Origin of the sequence: Mycobacterium sp. 23, assembly GCF_048287075.1 — a bacterium.
GTDB classification, from domain to species: Bacteria; Actinomycetota; Actinomycetes; order Mycobacteriales; family Mycobacteriaceae; genus Mycobacterium; species Mycobacterium gordonae_B.
In genome coordinates this window covers 202,658-226,469 of sequence record NZ_JBLVUX010000005.1, presented here as the reverse complement: position 1 = coordinate 226,469, position 23,812 = coordinate 202,658, and the positions used below count along the sequence as shown (strand labels likewise).

The following is a 23,812-nucleotide window of genomic DNA, read 5'->3' as shown; positions in this document are numbered from 1 at the left end:
GCTCCCTGCCTGCATCCAGCAAACAGGGAGGTTGAGGGGTCATGTCGGTTCGCAGTGTTCTGGCAATGGTGGTCGTAGCTTTCGGTGTCCTTGGTGTTGCTCCGGGGGCGCAAGCCGCTCCTGCGCCACTCACTCCGCAGAGTCAGCAGAATGCGGTGCGCACGGCAAAGGACTACCTGGACATGGCAGGCTACTCCCGTGCCGGGCTCATCAAGCAGCTGCAGTACGAGGGGTTCTCAGTCGCAGACGCCACCTATGCCGTGGACAGCCTGAGCGTCGACTGGAACGCACAGGCAGTGCGAACCGCGAAGGACTACCTGGACATGTCGGGTTATTCCCACAGCGGACTGGTCAAGCAGCTCATGTATGAGGGGTACACCGCCGCGCAGGCGGAGTACGGAGTTTCTGCTGTCGGGCTGTAGCCCCAGACCATGGAAGTCGCCATCCTGCTCTGGCTGTTCTGCGCGGCCATCGGAGCCGCAATCGCAAAGTCCAAGAACCGCCACTGGTCAGAAGGCCTACTGCTGGGTGGATTGCTCGGCATCATCGGCGTCATCATCGAGCTGTTCATGCGCTCCCTACCGCCGAGTGCACCGCCACCAGGGTGGTATCCCGACCCTGAAGGCAACGGAAACCAGCGGTTCTGGAATGGCACCGAGTGGAACGCCCTGCCGCCCGCCAAAAGCAGCACTTCGAAAGCAGCTGAGCGGACCAAGAAATGCCCCGACTGCGCGGAGACAATCCTAGCCGCAGCCAAGGTCTGCAAGCACTGCGGGTATCGCTACGCCGCTCCCAGCGCGCCCACGGCATCTGGGCCGCGCGCAGTTTCGCAGGGGAAGTTGGTGAAAGTGAAGTGCCACATCTGCCAGCACGTGCAGACGGTTCCACCCAGCGCAGCCACCTTTCCGTGCGAGCAATGCAACGCCAAGCTGAAGCGCCGAACCACCGCCAGTTAGAGCAGCATCATGACCGAATCACCTGCGGGTCCCGAGGGACGCTTCCAACCGACCCCCGAACAGCGCCGCATCATCATTGCGGTGGTGGTGGTGATCATCGCAGTGGTTCTGACGCTCATGGGGGTCAAGCTCGACAGCGCAGAGCGGACTGGCCCACCACCCCGAAGTCCAGTTCTCACTAGCGACCCTGCCACTACCAACCTGCCGCACCACTACAAGAACTGCTCCGAGGCCTGGGCCGATGGCAAGACCAACATCCCCCGGGGAGATCCCGACTACCACCCTGCCCTTGACCGCGATGGGAACGGCTGGGCGTGCGAGAAGGGTAGGGGCTAGCGTTTTCAATCGGGTGCGGATTCAGCCTTCACCATCTCCTCAACTCGCTGCCTGACCACCTTGAGGTGCTCGGCCAACTCCTCTTCAGTGAGCGGTTTGAGGCTGCGCTCCGGCTCTTTTAGGCGCTCCTCCGACATTGAACGCTGTGCACCCATACGCCTAATTGCTTCCACCACGTGGTCCGCCGCCCCTTTCCCAACAAGGACATCGCGGACGCTCATGGTGGTCTCGGTGGCATTCCGAGCATCGGTCATCTCTTACCCCACAGGAACTCGGTCACATCATCCAGATCAAGGCCGAAGTCACTCAGACCTGCTCGGGCCACCGCGCCATTGGTCTGACGATCCTCGACCCGGTAGGTACAGACAAATAGTTTGTCGAGAGTGGCGCGCCGAATGGCTACCGCCCGCCCACTTGGATCACGGCCAACACGTTCCACCACCCGGAAAAGCTGTTCGCCCCCGACCCCAACGAAGAAGACGACGAACCCGCTTGACCGTCCGCAGCAAGTCAGAACCCTGGGTTCACAGCTCAGGAACGTTGGCGTGCCGTGACTCCACTACGCTCATCGCAACAACTCGCCGCCAATGCGAAGGAGATTCGCCGATGATAAGCCTTTCCACCCGCGTGGCGGCAGGCCTGCTTGCCGGTCTGACGACACTCTTCTTGGCCGCGTGCAGCAGCAAGTCGACCATCAAACCCGAAGGGGCAGCACAATCGGTCGTCGACGTCGTCGCCAAGCGCAGCGGTTTCCGTCCGACGGACGTGAGCTGCCCGTCGGGCGTGGAAGCCAAAGTGGGCCAACAGTTCGACTGTCACTTCACCGGGCCGGAGGGCAAGCCCTACACCGCGCACATGCGCGTCATCAAAGTTGACGGCGAGCAAGTGCTGTACGACGTCGACTCCCGACCTAGTTAGGCAGCCGATCGGCGGTGGCGGCCAACACCTCCCGGCACCCCGTCCACATCCGCGCGATGATGTCGGCGGCCGGCGGAAGATCGTCGATACGTCCGGCCACCTGACCGGTATTTGCCACGCTGGCGTCCATGTCTCCCTCGAAGTAGAGCCGCTGCACCCGTTGCAGCGCCGCACCGCCTTCCTCGAAAGACCCTGCGGCATCAAGCTTTTCAGCGGCAGCCGTCCGGATCACCCGCATCATCCGTCTACCGTCGAGGGGCAGCAGCACCGTGCCCGTCTCGTCGGCGCGGACCACCGCCTGCTTGAGGTTGCCGTGCACCGGCGAGTCCGCGGAGGCCAGCAAGCGGGTGCCCATCTGCACCCCGTCAGCGCCCAGAACCAACGCGGCGGCCATCGATCGGGCGTCGCAGATGCCGCCCGCCGCCACGATCGGCACGTTGACATGTGCTGCCACCAGCGGCAATAGCACCATCGTCGAGGCTCCGAAGCGGTTCTTGAACCCGCCTCCCTCAACCCCTTCAACCACCACGCCGTCCACGCCGGCGTCCACGGCCTTCCGCGCCGCCACCAACGTGCCGACCACATGAAAAACGGTGATACCGGCGTCATGCAGCCGGGCGGTGAACAGCCCCGGGTCGCCCGCCGACGTGGTGACGAAGCGAATATTGTTGGCAACCAATAGATCTACGACCGCCGGGTCGCGATTGAAGAGCAGCGCGATGTTGGCCCCGACGGGGCGGTCGGTCAATTCGTGCACCCGCTGCACATCGGCACGGCCCTGATCCGAGGTGGTCTCGATGATGCCGAGCGCCCCTGCGTTGGACACCGCCGCCGCCAGTTGCGCACCGGCGATGTAGGTCATCGGCGCCTGGATGATCGGGATGTCGATACCCGCCAACGCACACAACCGGTTGGTCTGATCAATCGGCATGGGGCCCTCCACGTTTGGTGTCCCGCGGGTCGATCAGGTCACGGAAACCCTCAGCGCGGATCACCGACGCGCCGAGGCACCGGACCCGCTCGGTCAGCGCTCTGTCTGATGTCACGACCCGGATGTCACTGGGCCGAGGATCGGCTCGGACCAACCGGACGATCTCGTCATCCGCCGAATTGGCCGCCGCCCTTGGCGCGTACGCCACCTCGATCGTCGACGAGCCGATCGGCGTCGACGGCGGGCGCTCGAACACCACCGTGACGGCTGCCTGCTCAGCCTGAGCCCACCTGTCCAGCCTGTCCGCCAGCACCACCATGGCGCGCTGGCGATCTTTCCACCAGCCGTCCGGACGACTCCCGATCACATTCATCCCGTCGACGATCCACCGCACACCTCACGGTACGACTCTCGATGCGGCGAAGCTCAGAACCACCGACGCCGACGGGTGGTCCTGGCATAGTTCTGGGCGCTTTCCTCCAGAGCCCCCAGCGCGTTGATGATTTCCAGTTGCGACAGGATCATCAGGCCGTTCAGTTGCTTGAGCCGTTCAGGATTGGCGGCAACCGACTCTTCGTCGTCGACGTAGATGAGCAGAAAATCCCGCAGCGCCTGACTGCCCTTCATCCGCTCGGGGACCTTCATCTGCCGCAGGACAGTGGCCATCTCGGGCTCGTCGGTCACAACAGCGCTCCTTCACGTCGAGTGTCACGCGTTAGCGTAGATCCCTCGACGGAGAAAAAGTCAGAGCAGCCGCTGCCCGGCCTGGTCGTCTTCGCCGTCGCGCTGACGGTCATCGTGGTCGTCCGCGGGCGCGGTAGACGACGCCAGACTCGCTTTCGAGGCGCCGCCGGATGCGCCGGCGCCACTCATCCCACTGCCCAGCGGGGCCGCTCCGCTCATCGCTGAGGAGCCGGCGTTGGCGACCGCGGACGTCGTCGCCGGTGACGCCGCCTCAGCCGCTAACCCGGCTACCACGGGATTGCTCGCCGCCGCGCCGAGTTCGCTCTGCAACGCCGCGGCACCCAGGCCGCCACCGCCGATGCTGGCCGCGCTTGCCGACCCGAACCGCGACATGGTGGCGGTGCTGAACGCCAACGCGCCCGCCGCCGAATCGTCGGATTCGCCGTACATTCGCGCGATGTCGGTCAACGTGCTCCCGGCCCGCATCAGTTCTTCCTGAGCCGCGGCGTTCGAGGCGAGCATCGTGGCGGCCTCCTGCGCGAACGCCATGACGGCCTGCATCGAGACCTCTTCACCTCCCGCAGGTATCAGTCCCGACAACACCGACATGGCCGCCGTCGAACCGGCGCTGACGCCCTGGCTGCCCATGTCGACCAGTTGCGAACCGATGTCGCCCGCGGCCGGATCGTGGGACATGGAATCCATTGCCATCTGCGTGCTGCTCCTGTGTTTGTGCGCGGCTACCCGGCGAACCCGCCCGTCCAGCCGCGCTGGACAACATCTCAATTCTAAGGTCCCCGGGGGGGCCCTCGAAGCACTTTCTGACGCGGCCGCACCAACGATGAGCACAATGCGCAAAAGCACGAAATCGTCGCTTACTCCGACTATCGCCCACAACGGCGACACGGCGGCCATCGCGCCCTAGGTTCGCTCTCAACAACGCCGTTGATCACGCGAAATGCGGTCGCAGATCCGGAACCGCACACCCCAGGAGAACAACAGATGCAACCCATGACATTCGATCCGGTGGTCGGCGACATCGGCGCACAGGTGGTGCAGCTCGGAATCAGCAGCCTGCAGGCCGGAGAGCACGCGCAACTGTCGATCACCGGCCTGGCACCCGCCGGCGCCGACGACGTATCAGTGCAGGCCGTGGCCGCTTTCCACCAGGAAGCCGCATCGATGCTGGCGTTGCACCGAGCCGCTCAGGAAGAACTGGTGCGCACCGGCACGGCTTTCACACAGATCGCGCAGACCTACACCGACGCCGACCGGTCGGCGGCTGATTCCCTGGTTATCAATTCGCTTCCGATGTCGAATCCGTGGGCCAGCGAATAAACCCGATATTTCCCAAAAACAAGGAGTCACAAATGCGCAGCCATTGCAATTCCGGCGAAACCGTCGACAACGTTATTGATCTCGCTGACCAAGCCATGTTCCTGGGGGAGCAGGCCACCGGAGCCACCGGCCTCCTGCAGTGCGCGTGGGTCTACCACCGCACGATCGACCTCGATGGACTCCGGACGTTCCATCAGCATCTGCAGCACGGCCGCCTGCGCCGCAGCATCGAACGCTCGCCGTTGCCGTTCGGCCGCCACCGGTGGGTGGCTCCGAAGAAGTTCTCGGACATCGAGATCGCGGCGGCCGCGCGGCCGCGTGCGGAGTTCAATGCCTGGCTCGTCGAGCAGGCTCACACTCCTCTGGACGCCGAGCACGGGCCGCCGTGGCATCTCGCGGTGCTTCCGTTCGCCGAGGGCGGCGCTGGTGTAAGCCTGGTGCTCTCCCATTGCCTGGCCGACGGCCTGGGATTGTGCGAAGCGCTGGCCGACGCCGCTTCCGGCCGCGACGATGCCATCCGCTGGCCCGCGGCCCGGTCACGCCGGCGCTCGCGGGTGCTGCGGGCCGACATTCGGCAAACGGCCCGCGACCTTCCTGCTTCCGCCCGAGCCGTTGGCGCTGTCGCACGGTTAGCGTGGCGGGAACGCGGCGCCGCCGGGCCGGCGTCCACGGGGCGGTCCGTCAAGGACGAACCGATCGCGATGCCGATGACGACGGTATTCCTCGATGGCGACGAGTGGGATGCCCGCGCGCAGGCCATCGGCGGCACCACCAACACGCTGTTCGCCGCGGTGGCGGCCCGGCTCGCGCAGCGGGTGGGACGGGTGGCCGCGGACGGTTCACTGGTGCTGGCCATGCCCGTCAATGAGCGCATCCCCGGCGACACCCGGGCAAACGCGGTGACCAATGCCGACATCCTCGTCCCGCGGGTGCCTCCCGCGAATGACCTGCGCGAGATGCGGACGACGATCAAGGAAGCGCTGATCCGCCACAACGAGGTTCCCAACGAGCGATGGGCCCTGATGCCGTTGGTCCCCTTCCTGCCGAAACGATTGGTCAAGAAATTGGTCGGGGTCGCGGCCGGTACCCCGAGCACCGTCGTCACATCCAACGTCGGCGCGATCGACCCCGCGGTCACCCACGCCGACGGCACGCCGGCCGACTGCTTCGCCATGATGTCGTTGTTCCCCGGTGTGACGACATCGATGATGAGCAGCACGGGAGGACGATTGGCGTTGGCTTCCGGACGAGTGCACGGTCGACTGTTCATCTCGGTGCTTGCCTACCAGCCCGACCGGCTCAATTCGAATGACGTTCTGCGACAGGATATTCTGAGAACACTGCAGGAGTTCGCCCTGACCGCCAGCTGCGACTGGCCACACCCCGGCCCAGTCGACGAGGCCGCCTAGCATGACGATGCTGGGCCGGATGCTGGTGCGCGCGCCGTGGGTTGTGATCGGCGCCTGGCTCGCTGGGCTCGCCGTGTTGCTCGTGGCGTTCCCACCCCTGACCCAAGTGGTGGAAAGCCGCACGGTACAGCCACTTCCACCCAAGGCGATGGCTGCGGCGGAGCAGATGGCCAGAGATTTCGGCGAATCCGCACAGAACACCCTGGTGGTAGTGCTCACCGACGAGCGGGGCCTGCAACCCGGCGACGACAGTGCGTACCGCAAGCTGGCGGCCGCGTTGCGCGACGACACCGCCGACGTCACCGCCGTGCAGGACATGTACAGCGCTCCTGCCCTTCGCCAGGTCATGGTCAGCCCGGATCACAAGGCCTTCTTTCTGGCGGTGACGTTGCGCGCGCCGACCGGCTCACCGCAATCCTCACAGGCCTACCAACGGATTACGCGTATCGCCAAGCAAGCCGGCGCCGGTACTTCGCTGAGCACCGATGTGACCGGACAGCCGGCCGTGCTCGGCGATCTGTCGATCGTCACCGAGCACGACATGCATCTGATCGAGATCGCTACCGCGTTACTGGTGCTGACCATTCTGTTGGTGATCTACCGGCGTCCCGTCACCGTGCTGCTGCCGCTGGTCACCATTGGGATCTCGGTGGTCTGCGCACAGCGGGTCGTGTCCGGACTGAGCGAAATCGGCCTGGGAGTCTCGGCGCTCACGATCGTCATGATGACCGCGGTGATCGCCGGTGCCGGAACCGATTACGCCGTCTTTCTGATCAGCCGGTATCACGAGCACCTGCGGTCGGGCATGGACTCCGATGTCGCCGTTACCACTGCGTTGACTTCGATCGGAAAGGTCATCGCCGCCTCGGCAGCCACCGTCGCCGTCACGTTCTTCTCCATGGTCTTCACCCGACTGCCGGCATTCACGTGCGTCGGCCCGGCGCTTGCGGTTTCGATTGTGGTGTCGTTCGGCGCCGCCGTCACGCTGCTGCCCGCGATTCTGGTGCTGGCAGGCCGGCGAGGATGGGTGGCGTCGCGGCGCCCCCTGACCGACCGGTTGTGGCGACGCTCGGCTGCGCAGATCGTTCGGCGGCCCAAAGTCCATCTTGTGGTGAGCCTTTCGGTTCTCGTCGCATTGGCCGCCTGTGTGACGCTGCTGCGTCCGACCTTCGACGACCGTTCCCAGCTGCCGGCATCGGCGGAGAGCAACCTCGGCTTCGCGGCCATGGAACGTCACTTCGGTGCGAGCACACTACTGCCGCAGTACATTTACGTGCATTCGCCCCGAGACCTGCGTAACCCGCAAGCGTTGGCCGACCTCGAGCAGATGGCGCAACGGGTGTCTGCACTACCGGACATCGCCGCGGTTCGGGGCATCACACGGCCCGCCGGAGCCCCGCTCACCCAAACGGAGCTGAGCTTCCAGGCGGGCGAGGTCGGAACCAGACTGCAGACCGTGTCGACCCAGATCTCCGACCGCAACACCGATCTCACTGCCCTGAGCACCGGCGCTGACGAGCTTGCGAACAATCTGGCCCAGGTCCGTGATCAGGTTCAGGCTGCCGAAGGGCCGGCGACCGCACTCTCCAGCACGCTAAGCCAGGCTCAGCAGCAACTCGACGTCGCCGCCGGACTCTTGAGGACGCTGCGCGGTCTGATCGATTCCGGGCCTGGTACCGAGTCGCTCACCGGAGTGCTGGACGCGACCGGTCCGATGCTGGACGCGCTGAACAACAGCGCTCAGTGCGATGCCGACAGCCGCTGCCGCAGCGGGCGCCGCCAGCTTGAGCAGCTCGTCACCGCCCACAACAGCGGAACGGCGAGACAGACGGTTCCGGTGTTGCAGCAGTTGCAGGCTGCCCTGGACCGGCTGAGCGCCCTGCTGACCCAGGCAACCGGCCCGGTCGGCATCCAGCGCGACATCACCCGGCTACAGGACGGCGCCGGCGCGCTGGCCGCCGGCAGCCAGCGCTTGGCCCTGGGCGTGCGCACACTCGTTGATCAGACCAGGCAAATGGGCATGGGGATGAACCAGGCCGCCGATCTGCTGCTGTCGATGAAGCACGATGCCGTACGACCGTCAATGGCCGGCATGTACATCCCGCCTGCAGTGCTGGCCTCACCGGATTTCGAGAACGCCGCAAGAATGTTCATCTCGCCCGACGGGCATTCGGTGCGCTACCTCGTCGAGTCGAAGTTCGCGCCGTTCAGCGCGGCGGCTATGGATCAGGACACCGCCATCCTCAACGCGGCCCGCAGCGAGCATCACGGCACTTCCCTCGCCGACGCCGCGATCTCGGTGGCCGGCACCACCGCGATGTACGACACGACACGCAGCTACTACCACGGCGACATCCGGCTGGTCGTCATCGTGACGCTGCTGGTGGTGTTCCTGATCCTGGTCGCGGTATTGCGTGCAGTCGTCGCGCCGCTGTACCTCATTGCCTCCGTGGTGATTTCGTACTTGTCAGCGGTCGGGTTGGGTGTGCTGTTCTTCCAGTACGTCTGCCACCAACCCCTGTATTGGAATGTGTCGGCGATCGCCTTCATCATGCTGGTCGCGGTGGGCGCCGACTACAACCTGCTGCTGATCACCCGGATCAAGGAAGAGTCGAGCGTCGGTGTCCGCTCCGGCATCATCCGGGCCGTCCGCTCCACCGGGGGAGTGATCACCTCGGCCGGGGTCATTTTCGCCGCTTCGATGTTCGGGCTGCTGTTCGGCAGCATTTCGATCATGGTGCAGACCGGGTTCATCATCGGCATGGGCTTGCTGATCGACACGTTCGTGGTTCGTACCGTCACGGTGCCCGCTCTGGCTGCGATCATCGGGAAGGCGAACTGGTGGCCGCGATCAACGCCGTGATCGCGCTGCCGGATCACCCGCGATCAACGCCGTGATCGCGCTGCCGGATCACCCGCGGTGAACTCCTGTTCCGGCCGGCCCGTGGTCCCGTACCGCAAACCAACGCTGACCTCCCCGGTGGTGGCCAGCGACGCCAGGTACCGCTGCGCCGTCGCCCGCGATATTCCGATGGCACCGGCCACCTCGGCCGCCGACATCGGCGCCTCCGACGCGTGTAACGCCTGCAACACCAGTTTCTTGGTCGGCGAGGCCACCGTGGTGGGGGACTGAACCGCAACGACTTTCGGGCGCAGCGCATCCAGCGCCGAGTCCACGTCGGCGGCGCTTAGGTTCGGGCCGGAGAGTATCTTCCGGTAGCGCGCGTAGCCCGAAAGCCGGGCGGCCAGTTCGGTAGTCGCGAACGGCTTGACCAGATAGCTGACCGCACCCGCGGCCATGGCGGCCCGGACGGTGTCGGCCTCGGTTGCCGCCGTCAAAACCATGCTGTCACCACGTAATTCACGGACGAAGTCGATGCCGGATCCGTCGGGCAGGTAGACATCGACGAGTGCCAAATCCACGGCCGCGGCCCGGCGTGCGGCGGCAAGGGTGTTGGCGGTGGCGACCACTGTGAAACCCGGCATTGCGTCGACGATGCCGGCGTGCATGTTGGCGACGCGGAAATCGTCGTCGACCACCAGCACAGTCAGGTCTGTTCCACCCATTGCTCCTCCTCAGTCATCACACCCGGCAGGCGGGCGATGAACTCCGCACCCACCAGCCCCCGTTGCGCGGCGGGGTTACCCGGACTCGACAACCGGAGTTCACCGCCGAGCGCTCGGCTGATCTGGCGCGACAATGCAAGTCCGATGCCGCGCCCACCGGGTATCCCGGAGTCGGGCTTGGTGGTGGTGCCCTCGGTGAACAACTGCTCGACGAACTCGGGTGCGACGCCGTCACCGCTGTCTGCCACGGTGACATGCAAGGTCGAATCCTCCTGCAGGAGTTCGATTTCCACCTCCTTGGTGGCACTCCCACCAGTCCGGGCGGCGTCGATCGCGTTGTCGAGCAGATTGCCCACGACGGTGGTGACATCTACGGGCAGCTCGAGTCTGCCGGACACCCAGGTGTTTTCGCCGATCTTGAGCGTCACGCCGGCTTCCCGGGCGGCCGCGGCCTTGGCCCCCAGAAACGCCTGTAGGTGGTTGTCGTGGATGGCATCGATGCCCGGCAGGGCCGAACCCAGTGGACCGGATCCGAGCAACTCCTCCAGGTACTGCAGTCCCTCCTCGACGTGCCCGGTGTGTAACAACCCGTTCAACAGGTGCAACCGGTTGGCGAATTCATGACGCTGGGCACGCAAGGCGGTGCTCATCACCTGCACGGCGTCGAGTTGTCTGGTCAATGACTCGACATCGGTGCGGTCGCGTACCACCAGCACGGTGCCCAGCGGGCGGCCTTCGCGCTGCACTTTGCGGGCCGAGACGACGACGATGCGCTGGCCGACGGTGGCCAGCGCCGACGCCGAATCGGCGGCGTGGAATACATCGCGAACCCTTGGTGTCAAACCGATTTCGTCGACGCGTCCGCCGAGTTCGGTGCTGATCTCCAATAACCGGCAGGCTTCGTCGTTGACGAAGGTGATGCGTCCGGCCTCATCTGCCGCCAGCACACCTTCACCGATGCCGTGCAACACCGCAGCCTGAGTGCGGACCAGTTCGGCCATCTCGGCCGGCCGCAGGCCCAAGGTCATCCCTCGCCACCGCCGGGCCAGCGCTACCGATCCCACCACGCCGATCAGCAGCGCCGCGCCACCCAGCGGAGCCAGCACTCGCAGATTCCGGGAGAACTGTTCGTCGAACTCCTTCGTCGAGATGCCGACGCTGACCATGCCCAGCACCCGGTTCGTCCCCGGTTCCATCACCGGCACCTTAGCGACGATCGACCGTCCCAGGGTGCCCGACTGGTGGACCACCTCCTCCTGACCGCTGAGGGCTTTCGAGGGATCGGTGCTGACCCGCAGACCCAATTCGTCGCGGCGGGGATGGGCGAGTCTGATGCCCTGCGTGTTGGTGATGACGACGAACAGCACATGAGTGCGCTGTTCGACGCGGGAGGCCACCGACTGCAGTGGCCCGGTGGCGAGTTCGTTGGTCAGCGCGGGCGGCGCCGTCACGGTCGGGGTCAGCGGGATGTCCTCATAGCGCCCGATGTTGTTCAGCACGGTCGGCGAAGACGCCACGACGCGGGCGATATCTTTTGCGTGCACGCCGTATTGCAGGTCCAGCCGATGACGGTTGAACTCGGCGAACAACCCGAAAGCCACGATCAGTGTGAGTGTGACCACGACCAGTTGCAGCAACAGCACCCGGCTGGCAAGCCGCAGGTCAATGCGACCCCGGGTGGGCATGCAGGGACCCTACCACGGGGTATGAGCAGAATGCGCAAAACCATCAGCAGCATCTGCCGGACATTGCGACAACAGGGCATGGTTACCATCGGCGCATGCGCGACTCGAAGATCCTGATCACCGGGGTGACCGGACAGGTTGCCACCCCGGTTGCCACCGCACTGGCGGCTGACAACGAAGTCTGGGGCCTCGCCCGATTCACCGACGCCGCGGCGCGTACCGCTCTCGAGCAAGCGGGAGTGCGCTGCGAGACGGTCAACCTCGCCGGCGGGGATTTCCGCGGCTTGCCGTCCGACTTCGACTATGTCCTCAACCTCGCTGTCGCCAAGAGCGGCAAGTGGGACAAGGACCTGGCGGCCAACGCCGACGCGGTAGGTCTGCTGATGGCGCACTGTCGTGGCGCACAGGCCTTTCTGCACTGCTCCTCAGCGGCTGTCTACGATCCGCCCGACGATGAAATCCGTTCTGAGAGCAGCGCGCTGGGGGACAACCACAAGCCGTTGTTCCCCACCTACTCGATCTCCAAGATCGCCGGGGAGGCCGTCGCACGTTCGATGTCGCGCGTGCTGGGAGTACCCACCACGATCGCCCGGCTGAATGTTCCCTACGGCGACAACGGGGGATGGATGTTCTACCACATGGAGATGATGCTCGCTGGGATCCCGATCCCGGTGCCGCCCGGTGATCCGGCTCGCTACAACCCGATCCACCAGGACGACATCATCGCCACCATCCCCAAACTGCTTGCGGTGGCCTCGGTTCCGGCGACGACGGTCAACTGGGCCGGTGACCAGGTCGTCAGCATCCAGGAATGGTGCGCCTACCTCGGCACGCTGATCGGTCGCGAGCCGGTGTTCGACGAGAGCCCGCAGTCGCTGCGCGGCAACCCCGTTGAGGTGAGCCGGCTGCATCAACTCATCGGTACCGGCAGCACTGTCGACTGGCGAGACGGGTTGCGCCGGATGGCCGCCAAGTTCCACCCCGAACTGGTCAGTGCCTGATCTCTGATCGTCACATCACCGCGCCGCCGTTGACGCCGAGCACCTGGCCGGTGATGAAACCCGCCTCTTCCGAGCACAGGAACCCGGCCGCTGCCGCGATGTCGTCGGGAGAACCCATGTGGCCCAACGGTATAAGCTTTGCCAGCTGTTCGGGTGAGCCGAGCCGGCCCGCCGCCTGCGACTGCCGTGACATCGGCGTGTCGATACTCGACGGCGGCACATTATTGACGGTGATCCCATGCGGCGCATATTCGTTGGCGAGCGACTTGGTGAGCGTGATGACCCCGCCCTTGGCCGCCGCATAGTGAGCCATGCGCGGTGATCCCCGTTGCGCGCTCGACGACGAGATCATCACGATCCGTCCCCACCGGGCGGCAACCATATCCGGTAGTGCGACCTGACAACAGTGGAAGGTTCCGGTCAGGTTGATGTCGATGATCTCGGCCCAGGATTCCACGGTGATCTCGGCGAATGGCGAGAACGCCGCCTTTCCCGCGCTGGTCACCAGCACGGCAACAGGCCCCAATTCCTTTCTCACGGTGGCGAAGGCGCGCTCAACACCGGCCCGGTCCCGCACATCCACGTCGATACCTGTCGCAGCGACGCCCGCCGCTGCCAGATCGGCCGCGACCCGCCGTGCCGCTTCGCCGTTGATGTCCAGTACCGCGACACGGTGGCCGCGCCGGCCCAATTCGTGACACGTCGCCTCACCGATCCCCGACGCGCCACCGGTCACCACCGCAACCCGGGCAGGCATCAACTGCCTCCCCGATAGACCGATGCGACCCACGGCTGCGTACACAGCCGCTGTTGGGCAACCGCCGGGTCTATCCCGGCGGCCTGCAGCGCGGCGGTCCGTTGCGCCTTGGCCCCGGGCGGATCGTCGTCCTCGCTCAGCGCGCACAGCACATCGCCGTTGCGCACCCAGGCTCGCGACTCATCGCCCGGAGCTCCGGCCGCCTGGGTGTCCAGCACCGCAACGGTCACCAACTTGTCGTTAGCCCAGCGGTACAGGGTCACGGTTCCCGAGGCGGCACTGGAATGCGCGTAGTTTCCGAAGAAACCCTCGGTCGTCCGGTAGAAGTGCCGGAAGCCGAACATCTCGCCCGCGTGTACAAACCGGGTGCGTGAGGCGTTCAATCGCCACACCGCCATCGGTTCACCGCCGGTCCCGCCGCGGCCGGTGACCACCAGCAACACCGGCGTTGCACTGCCGTCGACGTCCTGCAGCAGCGGCGCGACCCCGGTTTGACCCACTTCCGTGGTGCGCTCCTGGAACTGCTGGAGGAGGTTGTCCCGGTTTCGCAGCGTGAACGACCAGGCCGGATCACTGGACACGTCGAGGGTCAGGTCGTCGATCGCAAGCACGCAGCGCACGTGCTGATCCGCGAGTTTCGGTTGCGCGGCAAGATGCAGGGTATCGCACGCTACCTGCTGTGCCACAACGGAATTAGTGTTGGTAGACACATGCGGTGCCGACTGCTGCGAACTGGCGCAACCGCCGATACCGATCGTCAGTGCTGCGACCAAAGCCGGCCAGACAACTCGTGCCGGCACCCCGAAACGGCTGATCCCCATCCCGGGAGCCTAACGCCCCTCAAACGACGAATGGTCCCGATGACTCGGGACCATTCGATTGCCTCAGCTCGTCAGAGTCGTTCGGCCTCGGCGCCTTTGTGGTAGCGGGTCAGGAAACCAACCGCCCCAACCGCCGCTGCAGCGCCGATCACAAGCGTGAAGACGATGGTCACCACCATGGTGGGTGCGAACGCGCCGAACGCCGCGGAGATGAAGAGCATCCAGACCAACCGGAAGAGGGAACCGGCGGCCGTCAGCGCCAGGCTGACGCCGATCCACAGGCTCCACTGCCGGTCAACACGGTTGATCTGTTCCTGGATGCCGGCGGGGACGATGTTCATGTGCGATTTTCCTTTCGTGGCGCGCCGCCTCGGTGGCGTCGTCGTTGCACGAAGTACACAGCCGCCCCACCGCTACCGATCCCAAGAACCTCAGACGCGCTGCAGTTCGATGACCGGGATCACCCGGTCGGTCTTGGACTGGTAGCCACCGAACCCCGGCGCCTGGTCGACGATCCGCGGGTACACGGCGTCGCGCTCGTCGTCCGGCAGTTCGCGGGCCCGTACGTCGTAGGCGTCGGTTCCGATTTCAATGTGTGCGACCGGGTTCGCGCGCAGGTTGTGCAGCCAGGCGGGGTCGACGTCGGCGCCGGCGTAGGAGCCGACGATCAGCAATTTCCCGTCGAAGTCGAATGTCATCACCGGGTTGATGCGCTCCTTGCCCGACTTGGCGCCCGTGGTGTGCAGCAGCAACAACGGGGCCCCTTCGAACGGACCACCGACCTTTCCGCCGTTGGCGCGAAACTCCTCGATGATCTCGTAATTTCCAGAAACATCAGGACGATCAGCCATGCTCGGGCACTCCTGTCTGCGGGTCGTTCATCTCAGCTTGGAACATCCGATATTGCTCCGCGCGCCCGGGGCGTTTCCGGACCACCAGCCAACCCGCCGCCAGCAGCAGGAACCACGCCGGGAACCAGGCCAGCGCCACGGCGGTTTCCCGATCGGTCGACAGCGTCCAGATGACGAATCCGAAGAATGCCAGGATCGCCCAGCACATCGCTACGCCGCCCGGCATCCGGTAGTGCGAATCGGCGTGCCGCCCGGGATGCCGGCGGCGGTAAACCAGGTAACTGATGACGATCATCGTCCACACGAACATGAACAACAGCGACGCGACCGTGGTGATGACCGTGAACACACCGATCACCGAGACACCCGAATAGAGCAGCGGAACCGAGATCAACAGCAGGGGAGCGGTCAGCAGGACCGCAGACCCCGGTACACCGGAGCGGTTGAGCCGTCGAAACAACGACGGAGCACTGCCCTCGTCGGCCAGCCCGAACAGCATCCGGCCGGTGGAAAAAACCCCCGAATTCGCCGACGAGGCCGCCGAAGTGATCACCACGAAGTTCACCAGTGACGCCGCGGCACCGAGGCCGGCCAGAGCGAACATCGTCACGAACGGAGACTCGCCGCCGGCGAAGTGCCGCCAGGGCACGACGGCCAGGATCGCCAGCAGTGCGCCGATGTAGAAGATCGCCACCCGCATCGGGACGGCGTTGATGGCACGCGGGAGAGTGCGGCGCGGATCAGCGGTCTCCGCCGCGGCGGTGCCGACGAGTTCCACACCCACGAACGCGAAGAACGCGATCTGAAAGCCGCTGACCATTCCCGTCAAACCGGCCGCGAAGAAGCCGCCGTCCTGCCACAGGTTCTCCAGCGCCGCGCGGTCGCCGTGCGGAGAGACGAAGCCCGTTGCCACCAGGGCGATACCGACCACGATCAGTCCCAGGATCGCCGCGACCTTGATCAACGAGAACCAGAACTCGATCTCCCCGAAGTTGCGCACACTGAACACGTTGAAGGCCAACACCAGCAGCACGGTCACCAAGGCCGGGATCCAGTCGGGAAGATCGGGCCACCAGTACTTGGAATAGCCGACGATTGCCACGATCTCGGCGATCCCGGTGACCACCCAGGCGAACCAGTAAGACCATCCGACGAAGAAACCGGCTGCTGGCCCCAGCAAGTCGGCCGCGAAATCGACGAACGACTTGTAGTTCAGATTCGACAGCAGCAATTCACCCATCGCGCGCAACACGAAGAAGACGAAGAATCCGATGACCGCGTAGACCACCAGGACCGCCGGCCCTGCCTGGGTGATCGTGCGGCCCGACCCCATGAAAAGGCCGGTGCCGATCGCGCCGCCGATCGCGATCAGCTGGATCTGGCGGTTCGAGAGGTCGCGATGCAGGTGCCGGACGGCGGCTGCGTCGTGCTCGTCAGCCGACATCGGGGCGCACCATGGTCACGACATTAGGTGCAACGTCCCTGCGCTGCCGGTGTTTTCGCGGGAATGAGGCCGAGTCAGGGCGGATCAGCCAACAGCCTGCCACCGAGATGTGCGCAATGCTGTTGTAACAGTTGATCATTCATGCTAGGCGAGATACACACCGCCGGACGTGAGCACGTCACCCGCGGCCAGATCGGTCTTCGCGAGCTTGCGGAACAGGATCCCGATGTTATCGCCGGTCGCAGCCGTATCGAGCTTCTTGCGGAACGCCTCGATCGCATCGACCCGCACTGACGGCCCGTCGTTGATCCGGACCTCATCACCGACACTCAGTTGCCCGTATTCGACCCGGCCGGTCGCCACGGTCCCACGTCCCTTGATCGAGAACACATCCTGAACGGTCATGCGAAACATGAGGGCACCGTAGTCCATCGGTGCGCGATTTCCCACCAGTTGCCCGGCGGATTATCCAACTCACCTTGGCAACAACTGAATTCACGGTCGCGTACGCTGAGCGCGTGAGTTGGTTCGAGCGAGTCAGGAGAGCCGGCGCGGGCCAGCGGGTCACGCACGCCGACAGGCAACAGGCGGCCGATACGCTGGCCGAGCTCACCGCGCTCAACGCCGAGCGGGAGCGGCTGCTGCGCGACGGGTTAGCGGGCGTCGCCACCATCGTGGGCATCCGCGAGAACGTCGCGACCACCTCGTTGGGCCGTTGGCACGAACTGGAACTTGACGTCCAACTGTCCGGCCAGGACCCATACCGTGCCACCCGTCGCGTCGCCCTCGAACTTTCGTCTGCTCCGCACATCGCGATCAACGCGCAAGTGCCGATACGCGTCGATCCCCGGGACTATTCCAAGGTTCTCGTCGTCGCGCCGCTCTAGCCCTTACGCGCTGTTCACGGCGAGCCGGGAGAGCAGTACCTCCGCGAGTTGCTCACCGCGGTCCTCCTGCAGGAAGTGCGCCGCGCCCTCGATGCGCACCTGCTCACCCGCGGTGGGGATCAGGTCGCAGAACAACTGGCCCGCCCTGGGATACGGGAAGACCGGGTCGGAATCCGAAAAGGCAACTACCGCAGGCTTATTCCAACGCGACAGCTCGTCGCTGACCGCCTGCATCCGGTCCGCGCCCGGCGCGTCCTCGGTGATCGGAACGAGCAAGGGGAACTGCGCCGCGCCGGCTTTGGACTCGGCGGTCGGGAAGGGCGCGTCATAAGCCGCGACGACATCGTCGGAGAGTTGCGTCGTGGTTGCGCCCTGTATCACGAACCCGACCGGCAGATCCGGGTTCTTCTCGGCGAAGTTGCGCCACGCCATGAAGCCCTTGGACACATGGCCGGTGAACAGTCCGGTATTCATGATCATCAGGGCGCCCACCCGGTCGGCGTTCTCGGTTGCCCATCGCAGACCGATCGGGCCGCCCCAGTCCTGAACTACGGCCGTCGCGCCGTGCAGGTCAAGGGCGCCCAGGAGCCGGGCGATCGATTCGCTGTGCCGGTCGAAGGTGTACCACCGGCGGTCGGTCGGCTTGTCGGAGCGGCCGAAGCCGACCAGGTCGGGCACTATCACCCGATGCCCGGCCGCGACCAGTGGCGGCAGCATCTTGCGGTAGAGGTAGGCCCAACTGGGTTCGCCGTGGAAACACACCACCGGCGTGCCCTCGCGAGGACCTTCGTCCAGATAGTGCATCCGCAACCCGTCGACCTCCTGGTAGTTCGGCGCAAAGCCGTACCCCGGCAAGTCCGTGAAACGAGAGTCGGGAGTACGGAAAACTTCTGGGGTGCTCGGGCTCATTTGCCGGGATCTCCGTTCATTCTGCGGGTCGACCTTCAACGTAAGTATTTTTGACCGACCAGTCAACTATCACTTACGATCGAACCATGCCGCGTACCTCGAACGCCCGCGACCGGATTGTGTCGACGGCGGCCCGCCTGTTCCTGGAGCGCAGTTACCACGACGTCGGGGTCGAGGAATTGTGCGCTGTGGCCGACGTCCGCAAAGGCAGCTTCTATCACTACTTCTCATCCAAAGCGGATCTGGCGAAAGCGGTCGTCGACCTGCACCTGGCGGTGTTCGAGGCTCGGTTGACGAGCGGGTCGGGGACGACGGCGGCCGAGCGGCTCTCGGCGATCCCGGAGGCGATCGCCGGTATCCAGTCGGGACTGCACAGTCAGTTCGGCCGGTTCGTGGGATGTCCCTTCGGCAACCTGGCCGCGGAACTGTCAACCACCGACGAGGCGGTGCGCAGCCACCTGGCCGCCCGACTGGTCGCGCTCGAGGAGCAGCTCGCCAGCATCTGCCGAGACGCCGCCGCCGATGGCACGCTGCGCGCCGACGTCGACCCGAACCGACTGGCCCATGCCCTGTTCGCGCACTACCAGGGGTTGATCCTGCTCGCGAAACTGCACGGCTCGACCATTGCCGACCTGGCGCCGGCGCTGCACGAATTCATCGCGGGTTACCTGAGCCACCCCGCCGGTGACCGCTCCTAGGTGACCTTCACCATCAACTTGCCGACGTTCTTACCGTCGAACAGCATGTTGATGGCCGTCGGCAGCTGTTCGAAGCCCTCGACCACGGTCTCGAGCGGCTTGAGCTTGCCCTCGCCGATCAGGCCGGCGATCTCGCCGATCGCCTCCGGTGCGCGGCCGAAGTGGTCGAGCACGATGAAGCCCCGCACCGTGGCGCGCTGAATCAGCAGGTTGCCGAACGCGCGTGGCCCCGGCGGCGGGTCGGCCTCGTTGTAACCGGAGATCAGACCGCAGAGCGCAACGCGCGCATTGATGTTCAGGCGGGCGAAGATCGCGTCCATGATGTCGCCACCGACGTTCTCGAAGTCGACGTCGATGCCGTTGGGAGTGGCCGCGACCAACTGGGCGTGCCAGTCCTGCGCCTTGTGGTCGACGGCCGCGTCGAAGCCGAGTTGCTCGGTCAGCAGCGCACACTTCTCGGGGCCGCCGGCGATCCCGACAACGCGGGCGCCGTCCGCCTTGGCCAGCTGGCCGGCCACCGAACCGACCGCTCCGGCCGCGGCCGAAACCACAACCGTCTCGCCCGGCTTCGGCTTACCGATGTCACGGATGCCGATCCATGCGGTCAGCCCCGTCATACCCAGCGCACCCATGTAGGCGCTGGGCGAGACGCCCTCGGCGACCTGGACCGGCATCAACGGGTTCTGGTCGGATGCCACCACGTATTCCTGCCAGCCGAGCAGGCCCTGCACGATCTGGCCGACCGGGTAATTGGGATTGTTCGACGCGATCACTTCACCGATACCGCCCGCGCGCATGACCTCGCCGATCCCGACCGGGGGGAGGTAAGTCGGCGCCTCGGTGATCCACATGCGGTTGGTCGGGTCCAGTGAGATCCAGTCGACGCGGACCAGCGCCTCACCGTCGGCGATCTCGGGGATCGGTTCCTCGCTGAGTTCGAATGTGCTGGGCCCGATGCGTCCGGTCGGACGTTCGTGCAGGAGAAAGCGGCGGTTTCGGTCAGCCATGAGCGAACCGTACCCCTGTCGGTGGCCGGTGCTATAACGCAGGTATGGCCGGTACCAACCACGTCATCACTCATGTTTCTGACACCGCGCGCTGGACGGCGTTGCACCGGGCGACCGAGTCAGCACGCCCGGACGCGCTCTTCAGGGACCCGCTCGCCAAGCGGCTCGCAGGCGAGCAGGGTCACGCGATCGTCGCCCGGGTGCCACGGTCGACGCGCAACGGCTGGTGGCTGGTCGCGCGCACGAAAATCATCGACGACGCGATTATGCAGGCGATCGGCGACGGTTGTGACCGGGTGCTGAACCTGGCCGCCGGCCTGGACACCCGCCCTTACCGATTGCCGCTGCCGGCTGATCTCACCTGGGTGGAGGCGGACCTGCCACAGCTATTGGAGGAGAAGACGCGTCTGCTCGCCGACCAGGAACCGCGATGCCGGTTGACCCGGACCGCTGTCGACCTCGCCGACCCGAGTGCTCGCGACACCTTCTTCAACGAGGCGCTGGACGGAGCCACCAAGGCGCTGGTGCTCACCGAAGGACTGCTGATGTATCTCGAAGAGGGTGACGTCGCCGCACTTTCGGGCGCACTCAACCGACCCGAGGTGGCCTGGTGGATGCTGGATTTCGCGGGACCCGGCCTCAAGCAGATGATGAACCGCAAGGTGGACGGACTGCTGCAGAATGCGCCGTTCAAATTCGCGCCGGAGAACGGGCTCGCGTATTTCGAAAACCTCGGCTGGCCGGTCGTCGAGGCTGAGTCGCTCTTCGCCGCCGCCCGCCGTTTCCATCGCTTGCCGATGCTGATGCGCGCCGCTGCCTGGCTACCTCAGCCCGATCCGCGGCGGCCCGGCCACAAACCGTGGAGCGCGGTCGCGCTGCTGGCTCGGTGAGCCTGTGTCGGCCATATGTGACGCAGGTCATGGCCCGGTTGCGAATTCACGGCAAATTCTCATCTTGGGACACGGTTAGGTCACAGTTTTGCTGGGCATCCTCAGGAACAGAGCGTCAAACCACATGGTTGTAGCTTTTGCGCAGTAATCGGAGAGGAGTTGACAATCGTGGCGAATGAATCAGAGGCGAACGTAATTTATCTCCAATCCCACCCGAAGTGGACGGCAGCACACCGGCGAGAACGTCAGCTCCAAGAGGCGATGCGCCGGCACCCCGCCTATATCGCCAGGCAGCGTGCCGCGGCCATGGGTGGTTCAGTCTCTACCGACCACCGGGGCTTCGGCCGGTACTCCACCGCCGACGCACCCGCTTGACGTTTTCGCACGACAAACGGTTAATACAGCTCCTGACCCGATCACGAATCACCCGCACGCACCGTCACGGCGTGCGGTTGTTTTGCTGCCCTATTTTCTGAGCGCAGTCCCCTTATCCTGAAACGGACAATGAGGGGACCGACATGTCTCAAACACCTGCCACCACGCGGGCCGTCTTCCCGGAGATCAGTTCACGGGCGTGGGAGCATCCGGCCGACCGGACCGCCCTGTCTGCGCTACGCCGACTCAAGGGTTTCGACCAGATTCTGAAGCTCTTGTCCGGCATGCTGCGCGAGCGCCAACACCGCTTGTTGTACCTGGCCAGCGGTGCGCGGGTGGGCCCGCGCCAGTTCGCCGACCTCGATGCGCTGCTCGAGGAGTGCGTCGACGTACTCGATGCACCGGAAAAGCCGGAACTCTTCGTGACGCAGTCACCGATTGCCAATGCCTACACGATCGGCATGGACCAGCCGTTCATCGTCATCACCTCCGGTCTGTATGACCTGATGACCCATGACGAGATGCGCTTTGTGGTAGGGCACGAACTCGGCCACGCGCTGTCCGGCCACGCCGTATACCGCACGATGATGATGCACCTCATGCGGTTGGCGGACTCCTTCGGATTCATGCCGATCGGTGGTTGGGCTTTGCGTGCAATCGTGGCGGCGCTGCTGGAATGGCAGCGCAAGTCAGAGTTGTCAGGTGACCGCGCCGGGCTGTTGTGCTGTCAGGATCTGGACACTGCGATACGGGTGGAGATGAAGCTCGCGGGCGGAAGCCGATTGGACAAGCTGGACTCGCAGGCTTTTCTCGCTCAGGCTCGTGAGTACGAACGGTCCGGGGACATGCGCGACGGGGTGCTCAAGCTGCTCAATCTGGAGCTCCAGACGCATCCGTTCTCAGTGCTGCGGGCTGCGGCGCTGACGCAGTGGGTGGATACCGGCGGCTACGCCAGGGTGATGTCGGGGGACTACCCGCGACGAGCCGACGACGATGGCGCATCCTTCGTGGACGACCTCAGCGAAGCCGCGCGCCACTACAAGGACGGTTTCGATCAGTCCGACGACCCGCTGATCAAGGGCATGCGCGACGGGCTCGGCGGGATCGTCGACGGGGTGGGCCGCGCGGCGACGAGCGCGGCCGATTCCCTGGGACGCAAGATCAGCGAGTGGCGGCAGAGACCCGAATAGCTTCCGGCTAGGTCGGCGGGCTGGTGTCGACGTCCGCCGGGTCAGCGACCCAGGCCGCGAAGACGGGAACGCCCGCCCACGGATCGCGCCGGCTCCGACCGGGCCGCTTGCCGACGCTGGCGACCACCGCGTACGGATGCCCGAAGCGCAGCACCGCGGTGCGCGAGAGACCCGTCGGCATCATCGCGCTGCGTAGCGCGACCGCGGTGACCGCGGCCGCCTCGAAACCCCACCGGTTGTAGCGCGCGACCGCCGACTGGCGGGCCTGCATGTCCGGTGCCGCCGGCAGCGCTTCGGACAGCGCCCGGCCCAACGCGCCGAAGCCAAGTTCCGGATCGGCCGTGAGGTCGTGATCGGAGGACGCCTTCCAGGCCGGCAGCACCACCCGGACCTGATCCCCACCCGCTCGCCGGTCCTCGGTGATCGTCCAGAACGGACCGTCGCCCAGCGGAAGGTCGGACAGTTTCCGCCGCCGCGGCGACGACCCGGTGGCTTGCGAAATATCGTGTGCGGCCGCAAGAACCGAATCGGCGGGGGCGCTTTCGCGCGCGATCACCGACGTCACCTGCAGGCAGTCACCGCCGACGGCGGTGTGCACCGCAACCGTGCCCAGCCCTGCGACGTCGGTGAAGTACCCGTCGGCACCGCTGAGCGCCTCGGCGACCTGGGTGCTCCAGGGGGACCGCAACTCGGCGGCTCCGGTGACGTCGTAGGGCCGCAGCCAGGCGATGCGGGTGGCCAGCGCGCTGGCCAGCACAGCCGTCATCTCCGAAACATCCACCGGAAAGCGGTCGATCATGCCGTCGGTGTGGTGGGCCGCCCACGCGTCGGCTTGCGCCTGGGTCGGAACCGGACCAGTTTCCACCGCGGCGGGCAGTTCGCCCGGCCAGGCGGGCACGCCCCACACGGCCAATGCGCTGCGAATGACTTCCGGTGGGTCGCTGAGCAACTCATCCAGTGCCCGTCGTGCACGCTTGACATCGATGCCCAGCACGTTCTCGAGGTCGTGGCGGACCGATCCGCTGGCCAGCGGTGCGGCCAGAGCGAGTAACAGCCAGGCGCCCAGCGGCGAGGACACCGAGTGCCGACCGGCATGCAACCGGCAGAAACGCTGGGCGTAACGCGTGATCAGCGGCCCTGGGGCGGCATTCATGCCCG

28 protein-coding genes are annotated in these 23,812 nt (G+C 65.5%); 12 read left to right on the top strand and 16 right to left on the bottom strand.

Going from position 1 to position 23,812, the window contains the following annotated elements:
- The first annotated feature begins 41 nt into the window (after nt 1-41).
- From ACNQS7_RS02480 to ACNQS7_RS02470, 3 genes are read left to right on the top strand one after another with little or no spacing between them, the layout of a single operon-like run.
- Nucleotides 42-422 carry an Ltp family lipoprotein gene (locus ACNQS7_RS02480; protein WP_418011283.1) on the top strand — a complete coding sequence of 127 codons (381 nt, stop codon included), beginning with the start codon at nt 42-44 and terminating at the stop codon, nt 420-422.
- Nucleotides 423-431: 9 nt separating this feature from the next.
- Nucleotides 432-956 (top strand): DUF2510 domain-containing protein, encoded by a 525-nt coding sequence (locus tag ACNQS7_RS02475; RefSeq protein WP_418011282.1) that lies wholly within the window; start codon nt 432-434, stop codon nt 954-956.
- A gap of 9 nt (nt 957-965) precedes the next feature.
- Nucleotides 966-1,292, top strand: coding sequence for an excalibur calcium-binding domain-containing protein (locus tag ACNQS7_RS02470; protein ID WP_418011281.1), 327 nt, complete (start codon nt 966-968; stop codon nt 1,290-1,292).
- A gap of 5 nt (nt 1,293-1,297) precedes the next feature.
- Here ACNQS7_RS02470 and ACNQS7_RS02465 read toward each other — a convergent pair whose 3' ends face one another.
- The gene (locus ACNQS7_RS02465) at nt 1,298-1,546 is read right to left on the bottom strand and encodes a hypothetical protein (RefSeq protein ID WP_418011280.1); all 249 of its coding nucleotides are present in this window, start codon (nt 1,544-1,546) and stop codon (nt 1,298-1,300) included.
- Between the two features lie 352 nt (nt 1,547-1,898).
- Between ACNQS7_RS02465 and ACNQS7_RS02460 the strand changes: the two genes are divergently transcribed.
- A complete protein-coding gene (locus ACNQS7_RS02460) occupies nt 1,899-2,210 on the top strand; it encodes a DUF4333 domain-containing protein (protein WP_418011279.1) in 312 nt (103 codons plus the stop codon).
- Here ACNQS7_RS02460 and ACNQS7_RS02455 read toward each other — a convergent pair.
- Genes ACNQS7_RS02455 through ACNQS7_RS02440 form a run of 4 tightly spaced genes read right to left on the bottom strand, consistent with a single transcriptional unit; the run spans nt 2,203 to nt 4,536 of the window.
- On the bottom strand, nt 2,203-3,141 hold the full coding sequence (locus ACNQS7_RS02455) for an NAD(P)H-dependent flavin oxidoreductase (RefSeq protein ID WP_418011278.1): 939 nt from the start codon (nt 3,139-3,141) through the stop codon (nt 2,203-2,205). The genes ACNQS7_RS02460 and ACNQS7_RS02455 overlap by 8 nt on opposite strands.
- Nucleotides 3,131-3,535, bottom strand: a complete 405-nt coding sequence (locus ACNQS7_RS02450; protein WP_418011277.1) for an NYN domain-containing protein — start codon at nt 3,533-3,535, stop codon at nt 3,131-3,133. The genes ACNQS7_RS02455 and ACNQS7_RS02450 overlap by 11 nt, the downstream gene beginning before the upstream one ends.
- Before the next feature lie 32 nt (nt 3,536-3,567).
- Nucleotides 3,568-3,825 (bottom strand): hypothetical protein, encoded by a 258-nt coding sequence (locus tag ACNQS7_RS02445; protein WP_418011276.1) that lies wholly within the window; start codon nt 3,823-3,825, stop codon nt 3,568-3,570.
- 60 nt (nt 3,826-3,885) lie between these two features.
- Nucleotides 3,886-4,536, bottom strand: a complete 651-nt coding sequence (locus ACNQS7_RS02440; protein WP_418011275.1) for a PE domain-containing protein — start codon at nt 4,534-4,536, stop codon at nt 3,886-3,888.
- Nucleotides 4,537-4,836: 300 nt separating this feature from the next.
- Here ACNQS7_RS02440 and ACNQS7_RS02435 point away from each other — a divergent pair, with 300 nt between their 5' ends.
- From ACNQS7_RS02435 to ACNQS7_RS02425, 3 genes are read left to right on the top strand one after another with little or no spacing between them, the layout of a single operon-like run.
- Nucleotides 4,837-5,163 (top strand): PE family protein, encoded by a 327-nt coding sequence (locus ACNQS7_RS02435; protein WP_418011274.1) that lies wholly within the window; start codon nt 4,837-4,839, stop codon nt 5,161-5,163.
- A 32-nt stretch (nt 5,164-5,195) separates the two neighbouring features.
- Nucleotides 5,196-6,572 (top strand): hypothetical protein, encoded by a 1,377-nt coding sequence (locus ACNQS7_RS02430; protein ID WP_418011273.1) that lies wholly within the window; start codon nt 5,196-5,198, stop codon nt 6,570-6,572.
- Between the two features lies 1 nt (nt 6,573).
- Nucleotides 6,574-9,435: an RND family transporter gene (locus ACNQS7_RS02425; RefSeq protein ID WP_418011272.1), complete on the top strand. Its 2,862-nt coding sequence runs from the start codon at nt 6,574-6,576 to the stop codon at nt 9,433-9,435.
- A 23-nt stretch (nt 9,436-9,458) separates the two neighbouring features.
- Here ACNQS7_RS02425 and ACNQS7_RS02420 read toward each other — a convergent pair whose 3' ends face one another.
- Together ACNQS7_RS02420 and ACNQS7_RS02415 are read right to left on the bottom strand one after the other, a co-directional pair.
- Nucleotides 9,459-10,139, bottom strand: a complete 681-nt coding sequence (locus tag ACNQS7_RS02420) for a response regulator (protein WP_418011271.1) — start codon at nt 10,137-10,139, stop codon at nt 9,459-9,461.
- Complete coding sequence (locus tag ACNQS7_RS02415) at nt 10,121-11,824, bottom strand: ATP-binding protein (RefSeq protein ID WP_418011270.1); 1,704 nt, start codon at nt 11,822-11,824, stop codon at nt 10,121-10,123. Before ACNQS7_RS02415 ends, ACNQS7_RS02420 begins: the two co-directional genes overlap by 19 nt.
- A gap of 95 nt (nt 11,825-11,919) precedes the next feature.
- On the opposite strand from ACNQS7_RS02415, the gene ACNQS7_RS02410 reads away from it, so the two are divergent.
- A complete protein-coding gene (locus ACNQS7_RS02410) occupies nt 11,920-12,825 on the top strand; it encodes an NAD-dependent epimerase/dehydratase family protein (RefSeq protein WP_418011269.1) in 906 nt (301 codons plus the stop codon).
- 10 nt (nt 12,826-12,835) lie between these two features.
- Here ACNQS7_RS02410 and ACNQS7_RS02405 read toward each other — a convergent pair whose 3' ends face one another.
- The 6 genes from ACNQS7_RS02405 to ACNQS7_RS02380 form a co-directional block, all read right to left on the bottom strand.
- The gene (locus tag ACNQS7_RS02405) at nt 12,836-13,582 is read right to left on the bottom strand and encodes an SDR family NAD(P)-dependent oxidoreductase (RefSeq protein ID WP_418011268.1); all 747 of its coding nucleotides are present in this window, start codon (nt 13,580-13,582) and stop codon (nt 12,836-12,838) included.
- The gene (locus ACNQS7_RS02400) at nt 13,582-14,403 is read right to left on the bottom strand and encodes a hypothetical protein (protein ID WP_418011267.1); all 822 of its coding nucleotides are present in this window, start codon (nt 14,401-14,403) and stop codon (nt 13,582-13,584) included. The genes ACNQS7_RS02405 and ACNQS7_RS02400 overlap by 1 nt, the downstream gene beginning before the upstream one ends.
- Nucleotides 14,404-14,474: 71 nt before the next feature.
- Entirely contained in the window at nt 14,475-14,744 is a 270-nt protein-coding gene (locus ACNQS7_RS02395; RefSeq protein ID WP_055576633.1) for a hypothetical protein, read from the bottom strand.
- Nucleotides 14,745-14,834: 90 nt separating this feature from the next.
- Complete coding sequence (locus ACNQS7_RS02390) at nt 14,835-15,254, bottom strand: nitroreductase family deazaflavin-dependent oxidoreductase (RefSeq protein ID WP_418011266.1); 420 nt, start codon at nt 15,252-15,254, stop codon at nt 14,835-14,837.
- Complete coding sequence (locus ACNQS7_RS02385) at nt 15,247-16,698, bottom strand: amino acid permease (RefSeq protein WP_418011265.1); 1,452 nt, start codon at nt 16,696-16,698, stop codon at nt 15,247-15,249. The genes ACNQS7_RS02390 and ACNQS7_RS02385 overlap by 8 nt, the downstream gene beginning before the upstream one ends.
- 144 nt (nt 16,699-16,842) lie before the next feature.
- Nucleotides 16,843-17,112: an EF-Tu/IF-2/RF-3 family GTPase gene (locus tag ACNQS7_RS02380; RefSeq protein WP_055576717.1), complete on the bottom strand. Its 270-nt coding sequence runs from the start codon at nt 17,110-17,112 to the stop codon at nt 16,843-16,845.
- A gap of 104 nt (nt 17,113-17,216) precedes the next feature.
- Between ACNQS7_RS02380 and ACNQS7_RS02375 the strand changes: the two genes are divergently transcribed.
- Entirely contained in the window at nt 17,217-17,585 is a 369-nt protein-coding gene (locus ACNQS7_RS02375) for a hypothetical protein (RefSeq protein ID WP_418011264.1), read from the top strand.
- A 3-nt stretch (nt 17,586-17,588) separates the two neighbouring features.
- Here the strand turns inward: ACNQS7_RS02375 and ACNQS7_RS02370 are convergent, their stop codons facing one another.
- Complete coding sequence (locus ACNQS7_RS02370; protein WP_418011263.1) at nt 17,589-18,494, bottom strand: haloalkane dehalogenase; 906 nt, start codon at nt 18,492-18,494, stop codon at nt 17,589-17,591.
- An 86-nt stretch (nt 18,495-18,580) separates the two neighbouring features.
- Between ACNQS7_RS02370 and ACNQS7_RS02365 the strand changes: the two genes are divergently transcribed.
- Nucleotides 18,581-19,192, top strand: coding sequence for a TetR/AcrR family transcriptional regulator (locus ACNQS7_RS02365; RefSeq protein WP_418011262.1), 612 nt, complete (start codon nt 18,581-18,583; stop codon nt 19,190-19,192).
- Here ACNQS7_RS02365 and ACNQS7_RS02360 read toward each other — a convergent pair.
- Complete coding sequence (locus tag ACNQS7_RS02360; protein WP_418011261.1) at nt 19,189-20,199, bottom strand: NADP-dependent oxidoreductase; 1,011 nt, start codon at nt 20,197-20,199, stop codon at nt 19,189-19,191. The two genes, ACNQS7_RS02365 and ACNQS7_RS02360, sit on opposite strands and share 4 nt — an antisense overlap.
- A gap of 44 nt (nt 20,200-20,243) precedes the next feature.
- Here ACNQS7_RS02360 and ACNQS7_RS02355 point away from each other — a divergent pair, with 44 nt between their 5' ends.
- Both ACNQS7_RS02355 and ACNQS7_RS02350 read left to right on the top strand, forming a co-directional pair.
- The gene (locus ACNQS7_RS02355) at nt 20,244-21,089 is read left to right on the top strand and encodes a class I SAM-dependent methyltransferase (RefSeq protein WP_418011260.1); all 846 of its coding nucleotides are present in this window, start codon (nt 20,244-20,246) and stop codon (nt 21,087-21,089) included.
- 518 nt (nt 21,090-21,607) lie between these two features.
- A complete protein-coding gene (locus ACNQS7_RS02350) occupies nt 21,608-22,654 on the top strand; it encodes a M48 family metallopeptidase (RefSeq protein ID WP_418011259.1) in 1,047 nt (348 codons plus the stop codon).
- 7 nt (nt 22,655-22,661) lie between these two features.
- On the opposite strand, the gene ACNQS7_RS02345 is transcribed toward ACNQS7_RS02350, so the two are convergent.
- On the bottom strand, nt 22,662-23,807 hold the full coding sequence (locus ACNQS7_RS02345; protein WP_418011258.1) for a hypothetical protein: 1,146 nt from the start codon (nt 23,805-23,807) through the stop codon (nt 22,662-22,664).
- Between the last annotated feature and the right edge of the window lie 5 nt (nt 23,808-23,812).